This window comes from Rhodopseudomonas sp. (assembly GCF_048594845.1).
In the GTDB taxonomy this organism is placed as follows: domain Bacteria; phylum Pseudomonadota; class Alphaproteobacteria; order Rhizobiales; family Xanthobacteraceae; genus Rhodopseudomonas.
The window spans coordinates 1-13,410 of the sequence record NZ_JBMDXE010000346.1 but is presented as its reverse complement, the minus strand read 5'-3'; the positions used below and the strand labels follow the sequence as shown (position 1 = coordinate 13,410).

The window sequence follows — 13,410 nt, the reverse complement described above, 5'->3', positions numbered from 1 at the left end:
ACCTCGAACGCGCTCAGGCGCCCGCGTAGCCTGCTGGATTCATGGATTGCCAGCGACAATGGTCGGCACACATCTGCAAGAGTGATCGGGTCGATGTCCAGCCGAGGACGTCTTTCGCAAGCGACGGATCGGCGTAGCAAATAGCGACGTCGCCGGCCCGGCGCTCGCCGATTTCGAAGGGGACAGCGCGGCCGCTGACGGCTTCGAAAGTCCGGATGACCTCCAGAACACTGCTGCCCTCGCCGGTGCCGAGGTTGAGGGTGAGGATACCCGGCTCCTTCAGTTGCCGGAGCGCCCCGAGATGGCCCTCCGCCAGGTCACAGACGTGGATGAAGTCGCGCACGCCGGTGCCGTCGGGCGTTGGATAGTCACTGCCCCAGACCGTGAGCTTGTCGCGTCTGCCGATGGCCACTTGTGCAACGAACGGCATCAGGTTGTTCGGGATCCCGAGCGGGTCCTCGCCGATCAGTCCGCTCTCGTGTGCACCGACAGGATTGAAGTAGCGCAAGATGCCGATGCGCCAGTCGCGGTCGGCGGCGTGCACATCCCTTAGAATTTCTTCGACGAACAGCTTGGTGCGGCCATATGGGTTTGTTGGCGCCAGCGAATGCGACTCGTCGAGGGGCAGGTAGGAGGGCGCGCCGTAGACGGTGGCGGACGAACTGAATACAATCGTCTTGGCGCCGGCCCGTTGCATCGCGGAGAGCAGGCGCATCGAGCCGATCACGTTGTTGTCGTAGTAGCTCAGTGGCTGCTGGTTGGATTCGCCGACCGCCTTGAGGCCGGCAAGATGGATGACCGCCGTGACGCCATACGTCGTCAGGACATCGTAAACCGCCTCTTCGTCGCGGATGTCGCCCTGCCGGAAGTGAACCGGTCTGCCGGATATCGACTGAACGCGGTCCAGCGAGGCAGCGCTGCTGTGACACAGGTTGTCGAATACGACGACGTCGAGTCCGGCCTCCAGCAGAGCGACCGCAACGTGGGAGCCGATGTAGCCTGCGCCTCCGGTCAGCAAGATCATGGTCTTCTCACTCAGCCATTTGGACCAACATGGACGGTCGCACCCTGGGCTGGAGCGGGTGCCACTCCACCCAGCCGGGTGCGAGCGTAAGCGAAGGCGGTGAGGGCAAAGCCGGCCACGATCGCGCCGGCTCGTCCGAGAGCGCCGGGCTCGCCACGAATGGCTGCCAGCAGGTTGCGGGCCACGGCGCGCGGGAGTACGTCGCGGACATAGCGGTTCTCGGCGCCGAGACCGTCTGCGCGCCCCGTCAGCCCGGTCAGCACCGCTTTGGCGGTGCCTTCGACGAGACAGCGCTGGACGAAATATTTCCACGTGGTGCGTTGAGCCGGGACGCAGTGGCGGACCCGCGCTCCGTCCCGGTAGGCCCAGTAACCACCCGGATTGAGCCGCGCGGTTCGGATACTGAATTCCGTTTCTTCGCAGCTTTCGGCCTTGCCGCCGATGCGGGCCTTGCCGCTGACCGAGAAGCCGAGCTTGCGGCGTCCGAGATCAGAGGTGAAGCCGCCGGCGCGACGCAGCACGTCGGTTCGTACCGACATGTTGGCGCCGATGGGATTGCGGATGCGGCCCTGCTGCACGTGCATGCCGGCATAGGTGCAGCCGACCACCCAGAGGAATTCGTCGGGAAACCAGCACGGCCGGGGGGCTCGCCAGAGCGGCTCCACCGGGCCGCCAGCGCCGATGACGACCGGGTCTTGATAGGCGTCCAGCAGTGCGGCCAGCCAGCCCGGCTCGGTGACGGCGTCGTCGTCGAGGAAGGCGATCACGCTTCCGGCCGCGAGCGCGGCGCCGGTCATCCGCGCGCCTGACAGGCCGGCCGGTCCCTCGTTGGCGCGCACGGTCACGCCTTCGATTTCACGCACGGCACGTTCGCGCAGCTGCTCGTTGTTGTCGATGACGACGATAATCTCCCGCGCCTGCGGCTGCTGAGTGCGGACCGACGCGACGGCTCGCGTCAGGTCGTCCCAACGATCGAGCGTGTGCGCGCAAATCACGACGGAAGCTTCGATCGTCTCGGTCATTTGGGCTCTCGAGCGGTGAGGGTGGAGCGATCGTCGGTCGCGCCCGGGCGTTTCCGGGCGGCTGCGATCTTCAGCGCGTCCCAGATCGGACTGCCGTCTTTGCGGATGTCGAACTGGTCGTGAAGATCGGCGGGATAGTTGCTGCTGTCCTGGCGAGATACGAGCCGCCATACCACCCAGCCGGCACAGTTGCGATCGCGGCTCAACGTGTCGAGCCAGCGCGTGTAGGCGTCTGCAGCGTCCGGGTTTGATCGGGCATAGCCGAATTCTTCGAGCAGCACCGGCTTGCCGGCACGCGCGCCGATCTCGCAAAATTTGCTGATCGTACGGTCGAACTGATCGACCGAAAGATTGTAGTAAAGCGGATAGCCGTGCCAGGTGCCGAAATCCAGAGACTGCACGATAAGGTCCGACATCTGATCGAGCACGCCGCTGTGGCCGGATCCGACGAGATGGTTGTGGTCGAGCGATTTCACGTAACCCGACATCTCGGCGGACCAGGCGAGACGCAGTGATTCCGGGGCGGCATTGCCCTCGTTCATCAATTCCCAGGCCATGATCGTCGGGTCATCGCGATAGGCCAAGCCGGTCAACGGATTCAACCGCTCAACGACATGCGCAACCCAGCGCCGGTAGTCGGCCTTGGTCCGCGGATCTTCGAAGAAGAAGCCCGACTTGTCCGCGCTGCCGTACCACGCTCGCATCTGCTGCGCGCCGCCGGTGTAGTCCCAGAAGTCGAGAAAGGCGATGATGAGCTTGAGGTTGCGTTTGGCGGACTCGGCGAGCAGAAAATCGACTTTCGCCATGCCGTCGGGACCGTCATTGATCCCCATCGCGCCAGCGACGTGATCCCAATAAAGCAAATAGGTTCCACCAACGCCGAGGTCGCTCGCATCGGCGCGGACGTGCCACGCCCAGATCGTGGCGTGGCTGCCGTCGAGCGATCCGATCACGGGCTGCAGAAAGGTGCGAACCACGTTGGCTCCGAGGGCCACGGCGTCGTCGAGGACGCCCAGCACCTCCTGCCTCGATCCAAAGGTCACGTAGTGGTTGTTGACCCCGGTGACGTAGAAGGGCTTGCCGTCGAGCATGAAGTCGGTGCCCTTCGTCTTCACGAAGCTGGTCGAGGCGCGCGCGCAGTCGGTAGATGCGCTCGAGGCGGCGCAAAGCAACGCCATCGCGAAGACGGCCATTCCGGCGTCCCGCAGTCCTTGCGTTATCCGACCCCGGCTTCCGTTCATGAGCGAAAGCTGACTACGGCTGGGCCTTCAAGGCCAGACGCCCAGAGGGGGTACCCCCGTGGAGAGGACTGGTTCGCGGACGCCCCTCTGACTTCTTCCCGACCGTAATCTGCCGAGACGGATACGCCATCGGGGATGGGGATCAACATCCGCGCATCTCCTTTAGATCAGTAGGACGGCGCCGGTTTCTGTTCGAGTATTGAGAGGACCGAACAGGTGCTCATCGCGAATGCACATCTGTCTCCAACTGGACCGATCGCGACTCTTCCGTTGGCATATTTGGCTGGCGGAAGCGCTCCTTGCCGTGCCGGGTCAGACAGTATCGCGGCAATTCGCAGCGAGTTCGCATCCTATCCCGCGTGGCGTTTCACTGCTGCTCGACCTGGAAAGGTCGATCTACCGGCTCGCCCCGAAGGGCGCCATGGATCCAGCGAGCTCCGCTGCCCTCTCGCTGGCCCCGGAACGGGACGATACGCCGGACGTGGTGGTCGATCTTGCCGGTGACGGAGTAACCACAGCAGCACAGCGCGTCCTCAGGCCGACGTTCAACGGCATCTCTGGCGAGATCGGCGTGATGGCCGCGCTCAGCGAAGGCGCGGATCTCCTAATCGAACTTCATGATACGGCACGTCCCGGACGGCCGTGGACGGCCCGGCCTGCGAGCCAGGACCGAGAGGTGTTCGGGGCCACGCTCGACGCCGCCTTGTCGTGTACTGTTGCACTGATCCTCAAAGCGATGTCTGGAGAGCGCGGCGTTACGAGCCAAACGGCCGCAGCGCCAGGGCCGGTGTATACTGATTTTGGAACTGCGCGGTCACTGGCGTGGGCGAGCGCATCAGTCGCGGCCAAGGCGATCCGATTGCTGGGTATCTTGGCCAAGGGAGCCAAGGAGTGGCGCATCGCTTGGCGGCTCGATCGCAGCGGAACCGGCTTGCTGGATTGCGGTAAGGCCTCCTTCCGCGTGCTCACTGGTGGCGTCGGTAGCTATCTTGCCGACCCGTTTCCGTTTCGACACGGGGGACGCGACTTCATCTTCGTCGAACAGTATTTGCACGCCAAGAATAAGGGCTGCATCGCCGTGGTGCCGATGAATGGGAGCGGCGTTGCTGGACCTGCCGAGATCGTGCTCGAGGAGGCGCACCATCTATCGTATCCGGTGGTGTTCGAGCAGGCCGGGCAGATCTGGATGATCCCGGAAGCCGGCGAGTCCGGGAAAGTCACGCTGTACCGCGCGGAGTCATTTCCTTACCGCTGGAAGCGCGAGGCCGATCTTGCCAATGGCATTGAGGCCTACGATGTCACGCCGCTGGCGGACGACTCCGGCGTCTGGTTTTTCGCCGCGCAGCGTCTGTGGCGGTCGTCGTCATGGGACGTCCTCAACATCTACCGCGCCGACAGCCTGACCGGCAGCTGGAAGCCGCACGGCGTAGGGTCAGCGCTGATCGACGCCGCGCTGAGCCGCCCCGCCGGCAGCTTCATCCGGCGGGACGGGCAGACGCTGCGTCCGGTGCAGGATTGCTCACGCGGTTATGGCAGCGGGCTGACCTTCTGCAGGATCGACGCACTCGACGCTTTCAACTTCGCACAGACTGCGGTGGGGCGCGTCGGCGCAGGACCTTACGGATGCCATACCTATAACCGCCGCGATGGCATCGAGGTGGTGGATCTGTTCGGTCGGATCGCCGACGCGGAGGACGTGACAATTTCCTACGTTCCGCTCCCGACGGACTCACCAGCGGCGCGGTCGTCGACGAACCTCATTTCGCCGACGTTTTCAGGAGACCGGGCAGGCGCCGGTCACTCGGCGGAGTTTCTGAACTCGGCCAGCGCGCGTCTTCCCTGACGGACCATCGCTTCGATGCGGTGCTCAATTGTGTCGGCGCCGACAATGATGCGCTTCAGTGTGCGCTCGGCATTGGCCAGGCGCGATTTGTGAGCGGCCGATCCAGCCATGAAGTCGTAGCCGCGCTCGCCGCGGGCGAAGCTGTCTTCGATCGCCAGCACGTGGCTGAGGAGGCCTGGCTTCAGCTTGGCGTCCTCTTCGTACAAAAAGCCGCTTTGGTAGTGCAGGACCTCACCGTCATGGACGAAGTTGTAAAGTACGCCGATGGTTTGGCCGCCGACGGTCGTGCGCGAAATCCGGACCGCGCCGGCGGGAACGCCGTGTTTGATCAGGTCCTCGTGAAAGGGGCGGAAGGCCGGGTTGGCGAACGCGCCCTTGCGGCCCCAGCGCGCGTTGTGGAGTTCGGCAAGTTCGGTGAAGGCGGCCAGCGCCTCCGGGACCGTCTCCATGAGGTGGTGCTCCACGGGCCCTCGCTCGCCATAGAGTCGCAACGTGCGGCTCACCGCTTGGCGGGTATTGCGACCGAGCGAGGCTCGGTAGTCCTTGCTGGTGCGACGGATCTCGGCGTAATCGATCCAATGCGCGGTATCGATATGGGTAGCCTCGGCACGTAGTCCCGCGTCGGCCGCGAGGCGGCAGGCGGCGACGTCGAGATCGCTGGTGATGCCCGGCAGCACCAGTTGATCCAGCCGGCCAAGGTGGCGGAGCACCCGATCGAGGCATCCCGCGACGACGGCGTCGGCCGCCGAGCGCTCGGCAAGGATCCCGTTATATTCGATGGCGAGGCGGTCGAAGCGGGCGTCACCGGTTTCGTGCAGAAACCATCGCGCGCGGGGACGAACCCCGAGTCGCCATGTCCCGCGCCGGCAAAGCACGGCCATGCCGACGACGCGGCCGTATAGCACGGCAGTCACGAGATGCGGCGCGGCGTTCTTCGGTAAATGCGCCAGCCACGTTCCGATCCAAAGCCACGACACGAAGAAGGAGGGGGCCGCGCGCGCTTCCAGATCCCGCCAGATGGCCTCAACCGCTGTTGGGTTCCTGAGCGGTTCAATCCGGACCTCGATGGCGTCGGCCGACACCGCTTCGCCGCCGGTAATCACGCGCAGCGGTGGCCGGTGCAATTGACGGAGAGGGTCTGAGATCGACGTCTGCGGCATCGGGACCTTCCTGGCCGTTTGCGGCCGAGCGCGGCCGCGCCGACGTTCGGTTTCGGCGACGAGCCGACGAACCTTCTGCCCCAACGTGCCGATAGGGAAGGTCCCACAGAGGCTAGATCAGGGGCTGTTCGCACGGTTCATTGTGATTACTCCGTGGGACCGGTGCATAGGTATTGGCGTCCACGTCTCGCGTCGCGCCGCCTCGGCCTAATGCTAACGGACTACCCACCCATCGCACTTCCAACATCACCGCGCTTCGATGAACCTCCAGGCAGCCGAATTTGGCCAGGAGAAACGCTCTCATGAACGCTCCGGTACCCCATCCAATTGCCGCGTCCGTCCCAATTGCCGAGCCCGCTCTTGCCGAGTCCGCCCGGGCGCGTAGCGTCTCGTCAGTCGAATATGGATTGCCGCCCACATTGTCGCTGCCCCGTGTCAGCTTCATCGTCCCGACGCTCAACGAGGCTCTGAACCTGCCGCATCTGCTGCCGCGGATTCCGTCATGGGCGCACGAGGTAGTGATCATCGATGGCAGATCGACCGACGACACTGTTGCCGTTGCGCGCAAGCTTCGCTCCGATGTCAAGATCGTCATGGAGCCCAGGCGCGGCAAAGGTGCAGCGCTGCAAGCCGGTTTTCGCGCGGCCACCGGCGACATCATCGTGATGCTCGACGCCGACGGCTCTATGGATCCCGAGGAAGCGATTCTGTTTGTCGGAGGCCTGATGGCCGGTGCCGACATGGTGAAGGGCTCCCGTTTCCTGCAGGGCGCCGGCACGGACGACATGTCGCTTATCCGCATGCTCGGCAACTGGGGTCTCACGACAACGGTGCGGCTGCTGTACGGATGCGCCTTCTCCGATCTTTGCTACGGGTACATGGCGTTCTGGAGACGACACGTCGACACGTTGAAATGCGACTGCGACGGGTTCGAGATCGAGACGCTGATCAACGTGCGTGCCTTGAAGAACCGTCTGAAAATCGTCGAGGTGGCGAGCTTCGAGGCGCCGCGTATCAGCGGTCTCAGCAACCTGCGTGCACTCCCGGACGGCTGGCGGGTTCTCAAGACCATCCTGCGCGAACGGATCCTCGGGCAGGTCGCGCCGGTGGGGTACGGGGTCTCCTAGCTAGCGGGCTCGCCGAGCAGTGCGAGAGCCTCGATACTGACAGCTCTGGAGCGGTGATCGTTCAATGCGTATTCTGATGGTTGCCGCTCGCTGCCACCCTTTTATGGGAGGCATCGAAACTCACATCCGGGAGGTCGGTCCACGGCTGCAGGCACGCGGCCACACGGTCGACGTGCTCACCACTGATCCGTCCGGCGAACTGCCGGTCGAAGAGGACGTGTTGGGCATGCGGGTCCGGCGGGTCAGGGCCTGGCCGAAACACCTGGACCTGTATTTCGCGCCGGGAATCTACTCGGCGATCCGGGATGGTGCCTGGGACCTGATCCACTTTCAGGGCTACAGCACGTTCGTGGTGCCCATCGGTTTGTCCGCCACCGTTCGGGGCGATCTGCCGTTCGTGCTGACCTTCCACAGTGGCGGGCACTCGTCCCGCCTGCGCAATGCGGTGCGCGGCGCGCAGCAGGCTATGCTCCGGCCGCTGATATCGAGGGCCGACCGCCTGATCGGCGTCTCCGACTTCGAAGCGGACTTCTTCAGCGCGCGGATGGGCGTGCGGCGGGAGCGGTTCGCGGTGATTCCAAACGGAGCCGCGATGCCGACGCCGAGCCCGGGCGTTCGGGTCGATCCCAACCTGATTGTCTCGAGTGGCCGGCTGGAGCGCTACAAGGGGCACCACAAGGCCATCGCAGCGATGCCTGATGTCATTCGGCGACTTCCCGAGGCACGCCTTCACATCGCAGGAGCCGGTCCACACGAAGACGCTCTGCGCCGTCAGGTACGCAAGCTCGGTTTGGATGATCGCGTGACGATCGGCGCGATCCCGGGCGGCGACCGGCAGCAGATGGCGGACCTCTTAGCCAGGGCCGGCCTGTTCGTGCTGTTCAGCGACTATGAGGCGCATCCCGTGGCTGTGATGGAGGCGCTCGCGCTGCGGCGTCGGGTACTGGTCAGCGACACTTCGGGGCTTGCTGAAATCGCCGCGAAGGGTCTGTGCCGGGCCATTCCCTGCCACGCCGGCGCCGCCGAGACCGCAGCGGCGATTGCCCGGGAGATGACGACCCCACGTCTGTTTCCCGACCTCACCCTCCCGGACTGGGACGACTGCGCGGATGCACTGATGGAGGTGTATAGCGGTGTAATGACCGCCCGGTCTGCGACACGAAGCGCTTCCGGCAATGGGCGGTTGACCTTGATGCCCCGCACAGTGCCACGCCGATGACGACCGGCGACATCACACTCGGAACGTGGACGGGCCCGGTCAGAAACCGCGTCCGGCAGGTTCTGGCCGTGATCGGGCCGGATTATCGGGATGCTGCTGCCGAGACCAACGCGCAGCCGGCCAAACCCGACATCGTCGCGGCGTTATTCTTGATCGTCTCCGCCGCCCTGCTACTAGTAGTGCTCGGGCAGGGGGCGGGCCGACGGGGCGAGGCGTTGGCGCCGCTGCTGTTCTGGCTCGGAATTGCCCTCATGGTGGTTCCGATCAGCTTTCGCATCGCGTGGCCCGACGTTTCGCGCGGCGAACGCCTGCTACTGTTGTTGCTGTTGGTCGAGGCGATGTTCTTTTGCAGGACGGTCTATTCGCCGACCAGCTTCACGCCGCATGATGAATATCTGCACTGGGTCGCGGCCGACGATCTGATGACGGCGCGACGTCTGTTCCTGTCCAATCCGCTGCTCGAGGTCGGCTCGACCTATCAGGCTCTCGAGATTTTGGCGACGTCGCTGGCCGATCTCACCCGTCTGCCGCTGTTCGCCTCCGCGATGTTGTTGCTTGCGGTGCTGAAGGGCACCTTCATCGTCGCGCTGTTCCTGCTCTACGAGAAGATCACCGGCTCGGCTCGCATCGCCGCGATCGGGTCGCTCGCCTACATGGGCTGCTCGACCTTCTTCCTGTTCGAGGCGATGTTCTCCTACGAGAGCCTCGGCATCGTGCTGTGCGCGGTGGCTTTTGCACTTGAGGCAGCATCGCGCAGTGACGCCGGGCCGCAAAGGACCAAGGCGCTGGTACTGGTCGGCCTGATACTGTGCGGCATCGCCGTCACCCATCACCTCTCGGCCGTCTACGCGGCGATCTATCTCGGCGCGGTGGCGATCCTCGATCTTTGCCGACGAGGCGGGGACAATAGACGGGAAGCCAGGCTCGCCGTCGGCGCGGTCATGGCGGTGGCTCTGCCGCTGCTCTGGATGGAGTTCCGCGGCACCGACATCACCGCTTATCTCGGCCCGGTGATCGAGAGCGGCGTCAAGACTCTCCTGGCGAAGATGCAGGGTGTCGCGATGGAGCCGCCAGATCCGCTTGGCGACGCCAAGGCGCCCTCGCAGCCGATCGTGATGCGGATGATTACGCTGCTCGGCGTGCTGTTGACGGCGATCGGGCTGGCGACAGGGTTCTTTCGCTCGCTTGCGCTTTCGACCGCCGGTTCAAGCCGGACGGGCTGGGCGGCGATCCGCGATGTCGTCGCTCGGCGCTGGAGTGATAGTCGGATCGTCTTTCTCACCTTGCTGGCTTTCGGTTTTCCGGTTTCGGTGCTGTTTCGGCTCAGCATCGGCGGGTGGGAGATCGGCAATCGCATGGGCACTCTGGCGTTTTTCGGCGTTGGACTGGTCGTTGCGGTTGGCGTCGTCCACTTCTGGCAGGGTCTTTCGCCGCGGGGATGGCGTCTGTTCGCCCCGCCGCTCGCGCTGAGTGTGATCGTACTGAGCGGCATCACGAGTGCCTCGCTCGATCTGCTCCGAGGTCCGTATCGGGTGGCCGCTGACGCACAGTCGGTCGAGGCCATGGCGGTCGGGACTGCGCGCTGGACCAAGGAGTGGATGGGCCCGGGCAACCGTTTCACCTCCGATCGCGTAAACCGTCTGCTGCTCGCAGGATATGGGCGTCAGGACGTGAGGCTCGATATCGCGCCGGGCGTCAACTCGGCCCGCGTGTTCGGAAGTGCTACGCTATCGTCCGACGATTTCTGGGCATTGGCGAAGGGCAATGTCGATTTCCTATTGGTCGACATGCGCCTGACCGCGGCTCCGCCTGTCCTGGGATTCTATTTCGAACCGTGGGAGCCCCGAACGGACAAGCCGATCGCGGTCGATGCCTTGCGCAAATTCGAAGATATCGAGGGTGTAGGCCGCATCTACGACAACGGCTTCATCCGGATCTACGACATGAGGGGGATGCATGTTCGCCCTTAGCAATCGCGACCTTCTGTTGTGCTGCTTGTTAGCCAACCTCGCGGTGCTCGCCGTCGCCATGACGGACAATGCGGTGCTCCGGACCATTCTGTGCTTTCCGCTGGCGATGTTCGTCTGTGGCCACGCGGTGATCCGGGCGATCGGGATCGCAACGAGTTCGGTGGCCGAGCATCTCGCTTACGCAATCGGAGCAAGTCTTGTGGTCGGGATCGCCGGCGGCCTGGTGCTCAACGCTGTCGGTGCGCTGTCTCCGCTCGGCTGGGCGACCTGGTTCTGGCTGATCGTCGTCGGGGCGTCATTGATGGCGATCCGCAGGGGCGAGCCCGCTCAGTCGCCGTTAGTGGTGGCGGGGAGCCTGCCGAACAGCCTGCGGCCGTGGCACGTCGGTGCGATCACTCTCTCGCTGCTGATCGCGACCGGAGCTTACGCCTTGGCGGTCCGGGACGAGGCGGCGCAACAGCAGTTCAAGTACACCGAGTTCTGGCTGCTGCCGGCTGATGACGGCGGGCGGCTGAATGTCGGTGTCCGCAGCGGCGAGGACAAAGGACAGCGCTTCGATGTCGAGGTGGTGCTGGACGGTCGTCAGATCGCGACCTTTCGCTCCCTGGAGATGGCGCCTGGCGAAACCTGGACGCGTGAGCTGCCCATCGCTCCCGGCGTGATGCCGCGACTGGCGGTGGCGAGACTGTATCGGCCCGACGACAATCGCCTCTACCGCAGCGTCTCGGCAGTGCTCGGACGAAGCTGATCGGTAACGGAGCATCCATGCGAATCCTGCTGCTATCGCAGTTCTATCCTCCCGTGATCGGCGGGGAGGAGCGGCATGTCCGCAATCTCGGCGCCGCCCTGGCGCAGCGCGGGCACCAGGTCAGCGTTGGTACTTCCGCACATCATGGCTCGTCCGACATTGAGATGGATGGCAACGTTCGCGTTCACCGTCTTCGCGGAACGCTTCAGAGGTTCGCAGGCCTGCATGCCGACGCGGACCGGCCACACGCGCCGCCATTCCCTGATCCTGAACTGATGTTGGCGCTGAGGCGGCTGATCGCCGTGGAACAGCCGGACGTCGTCCATGCCCACAACTGGATCTACGCTTCGCTACTGCCGCTCAAGGCGATCGGTGGTCCGCCGCTGGTGATCACGATGCACGATTACGGCCTATCCTGCGCCAAGAAAAACTTCATGCATCTGGGACAACGGCTGTGCGACGGCGGCGGACTTTCAAAGTGCCTCGGCTGCGCGAGCCGGCACTACGGTGCCGTGAAGGCGACAGCGACGACGGTTGGCAACTGGGCATCAGGATTTGCCGCACGGCGATTGGTTGACCGCTTCATTCCGGTCAGCCGTGCGGTCGCCCGCCATACCGGCTTGGTCGGAAGTCGCGCGCCTTTCGAAGTGATTCCGAATTTCGTGCCCGACGATGTCGGCGTTCTTGGTGCCGAGGAGTCCTGTCTGCGCGAGCTCCCGGAAGGCGAGTTCATCCTGTTCGTCGGCGATATGATGCGGCTGAAGGGAATTCACGTCCTGGCGGAGGCTTATGGGCGATTGCAGGGGGCTCCGCCTCTCGTGCTGATTGGCCGATCCGCGCCCGACACGCCGCGGAACTTTCCGCCAAACGTCCGAGTGATGGGCACGTGGCCGCATTCCGCAATCATGCATGCCTGGCGACGATCACTGATGGGTGTGCTGCCTTCGGTCGGGCCGGAAGCCTGTGCGACCGTGGTGATGGAAGCAATGGCCTCGGGCAAAACCGTGGTGGCGAGCGATATCGGGGGCATGCCCGACCTGATCGATCCGGAGGAAACCGGCTTGCTGGTGCCCGCCGGGGACGTCGATGCGTTAGCGACTGCCATGCAGCGGCTCATTGATGACCGCGTACTTCTCAATCGCCTGGCGGCGGCAGCTACGGCAAGGGTGGGACGTCTCAAGGCCAGCGCAGTCGTCCCCCGAATCGAACAGGTGTACCGCGACGTCATGCAAAAGGCGGCGAGCGGCGTGCGGGTGCTGGAAACCACGGAGGGCACGCCTTGCCCCTAGAGAGCCCGACGTCGGTCGCAAGGGTGAGGGAGGCGGTCAGGAAGAGCACGGCGCTGCTTCAGAATTCCGGAGCGCTGATGCTTGCGACGGTGGTCACGGCCGGTCTGGGGTTCGGCTATTGGTGGTTGGCTGCGAGGCTGTTTCCGCCCGAGGTGATCGGCCGGGCTGCCGCGCTTTTGTCGGTCATGGGACTCTTGGGACTGCTGGGCGACTCCGGCCTCGGGACACTGCTGGTCGGGGAGTTGTCCCGATATCGTGGCAGAGTTGCGGGACTGGTGAGCGCGGCGACGATCGTCGCCATGGGGCTGGCGACTATTCTGGGAATGGTTTTCGTCCTTGCGGAGCCGTTGTTCGGTCAGGTCAACCTGATCGCGGGCCGGGTTACAATGCTGCTCTTCATTTTTGGCAGCGCCCTCACGGCGTTTACCATGGTCGTCAGCCAGGGACTTCTCGGCGCCCTGAACGGCACCGCCAGGATGCTTCAGCAGGTCGTGTTCTCCGTGCTGAAGCTCGGCTTGATCGGCATGGCCGCTCTCGTCGGGGCGACAAACGAGAGTGCCATCCTGATGACCTGGATTGCGGGCGCCATAGCTTCCTGGCTTCTGGTCGATCGCGTGACCCGCGGCGGGGTGCGCAGTTTGCTCGGCCGCCCGGACTTCACGCTGCTGCACGCCCTTCGGCACAAGGTCCTTGATCACTACGCACTCGATGTCGCGCTGCAGGCGCCCGGGCTCGTCGTGCCGTTTCTGGTGGTGGTGATACTGACG

At 64.4% G+C, this 13,410-nt stretch carries 11 protein-coding genes; 7 read left to right on the top strand and 4 right to left on the bottom strand.

The window, feature by feature from the left end; all coding sequences use genetic code 11:
* Window positions 1–13: 13 nt before the first annotated feature.
* The 3 genes from galE to ACOJTD_RS23360 are packed head-to-tail and all read right to left on the bottom strand — an operon-like array spanning window position 14 to window position 3,239.
* Complete coding sequence (galE, locus tag ACOJTD_RS23370; protein WP_420135236.1) at window positions 14–1,024, bottom strand: UDP-glucose 4-epimerase GalE; 1,011 nt, start codon at window positions 1,022–1,024, stop codon at window positions 14–16.
* 11 nt (window positions 1,025–1,035) lie between these two features.
* Complete coding sequence (locus tag ACOJTD_RS23365; RefSeq protein ID WP_420135235.1) at window positions 1,036–2,046, bottom strand: glycosyltransferase family 2 protein; 1,011 nt, start codon at window positions 2,044–2,046, stop codon at window positions 1,036–1,038.
* Window positions 2,043–3,239 carry a glycoside hydrolase 5 family protein gene (locus ACOJTD_RS23360; protein ID WP_420135234.1) on the bottom strand — a complete coding sequence of 399 codons (1,197 nt, stop codon included), beginning with the start codon at window positions 3,237–3,239 and terminating at the stop codon, window positions 2,043–2,045. The genes ACOJTD_RS23365 and ACOJTD_RS23360 overlap by 4 nt, the downstream gene beginning before the upstream one ends.
* 277 nt (window positions 3,240–3,516) lie before the next feature.
* Here ACOJTD_RS23360 and ACOJTD_RS23355 point away from each other — a divergent pair, with 277 nt between their 5' ends.
* Window positions 3,517–5,130: a glucosamine inositolphosphorylceramide transferase family protein gene (locus ACOJTD_RS23355; protein ID WP_420135233.1), complete on the top strand. Its 1,614-nt coding sequence runs from the start codon at window positions 3,517–3,519 to the stop codon at window positions 5,128–5,130.
* Here the strand turns inward: ACOJTD_RS23355 and ACOJTD_RS23350 are convergent.
* Complete coding sequence (locus ACOJTD_RS23350) at window positions 5,085–6,290, bottom strand: GNAT family N-acetyltransferase (protein ID WP_420135232.1); 1,206 nt, start codon at window positions 6,288–6,290, stop codon at window positions 5,085–5,087. The two genes, ACOJTD_RS23355 and ACOJTD_RS23350, sit on opposite strands and share 46 nt — an antisense overlap.
* Before the next feature lie 302 nt (window positions 6,291–6,592).
* Here ACOJTD_RS23350 and ACOJTD_RS23345 point away from each other — a divergent pair, with 302 nt between their 5' ends.
* The 6 genes from ACOJTD_RS23345 to ACOJTD_RS23320 form a co-directional block, all read left to right on the top strand.
* Window positions 6,593–7,417, top strand: a complete 825-nt coding sequence (locus tag ACOJTD_RS23345; protein ID WP_420135231.1) for a glycosyltransferase family 2 protein — start codon at window positions 6,593–6,595, stop codon at window positions 7,415–7,417.
* A 64-nt stretch (window positions 7,418–7,481) separates the two neighbouring features.
* Entirely contained in the window at window positions 7,482–8,636 is a 1,155-nt protein-coding gene (locus ACOJTD_RS23340) for a glycosyltransferase family 4 protein (protein ID WP_420135230.1), read from the top strand.
* Window positions 8,637–8,704: 68 nt separating this feature from the next.
* The gene (locus ACOJTD_RS23335; protein ID WP_420135229.1) at window positions 8,705–10,606 is read left to right on the top strand and encodes a hypothetical protein; all 1,902 of its coding nucleotides are present in this window, start codon (window positions 8,705–8,707) and stop codon (window positions 10,604–10,606) included.
* A complete protein-coding gene (locus ACOJTD_RS23330; protein ID WP_420135228.1) occupies window positions 10,593–11,354 on the top strand; it encodes a hypothetical protein in 762 nt (253 codons plus the stop codon). Before ACOJTD_RS23335 ends, ACOJTD_RS23330 begins: the two co-directional genes overlap by 14 nt.
* Window positions 11,355–11,371: 17 nt before the next feature.
* A complete protein-coding gene (locus ACOJTD_RS23325; RefSeq protein ID WP_420135227.1) occupies window positions 11,372–12,643 on the top strand; it encodes a glycosyltransferase family 4 protein in 1,272 nt (423 codons plus the stop codon).
* Between the two features lie 23 nt (window positions 12,644–12,666).
* Window positions 12,667–13,410, top strand: a 744-nt coding sequence (locus ACOJTD_RS23320) for an oligosaccharide flippase family protein (RefSeq protein ID WP_420135226.1), incomplete at its 3' end; no start/stop codon positions are given.

Excerpts from the sequence above, each read along its gene's own strand:
- galE (WP_420135236.1), bottom strand. The coding sequence starts at position 1,024 with ATGATCTTGCTGACCGGAGGCGCAGGCTACATCGGCTCCCACGTTGCG.
- ACOJTD_RS23345 (WP_420135231.1), top strand. The coding sequence starts at position 6,593 with ATGAACGCTCCGGTACCCCATCCAATTGCCGCGTCCGTCCCAATTGCC.
- ACOJTD_RS23365 (WP_420135235.1), bottom strand. The coding sequence starts at position 2,046 with ATGACCGAGACGATCGAAGCTTCCGTCGTGATTTGCGCGCACACGCTC.
- ACOJTD_RS23330 (WP_420135228.1), top strand. The coding sequence starts at position 10,593 with ATGTTCGCCCTTAGCAATCGCGACCTTCTGTTGTGCTGCTTGTTAGCC.
- ACOJTD_RS23350 (WP_420135232.1), bottom strand. The coding sequence starts at position 6,290 with ATGCCGCAGACGTCGATCTCAGACCCTCTCCGTCAATTGCACCGGCCA.
- ACOJTD_RS23355 (WP_420135233.1), top strand. The coding sequence starts at position 3,517 with ATGCACATCTGTCTCCAACTGGACCGATCGCGACTCTTCCGTTGGCAT.
- ACOJTD_RS23340 (WP_420135230.1), top strand. The coding sequence starts at position 7,482 with ATGCGTATTCTGATGGTTGCCGCTCGCTGCCACCCTTTTATGGGAGGC.
- ACOJTD_RS23325 (WP_420135227.1), top strand. The coding sequence starts at position 11,372 with ATGCGAATCCTGCTGCTATCGCAGTTCTATCCTCCCGTGATCGGCGGG.
- ACOJTD_RS23360 (WP_420135234.1), bottom strand. The coding sequence starts at position 3,239 with ATGGCCGTCTTCGCGATGGCGTTGCTTTGCGCCGCCTCGAGCGCATCT.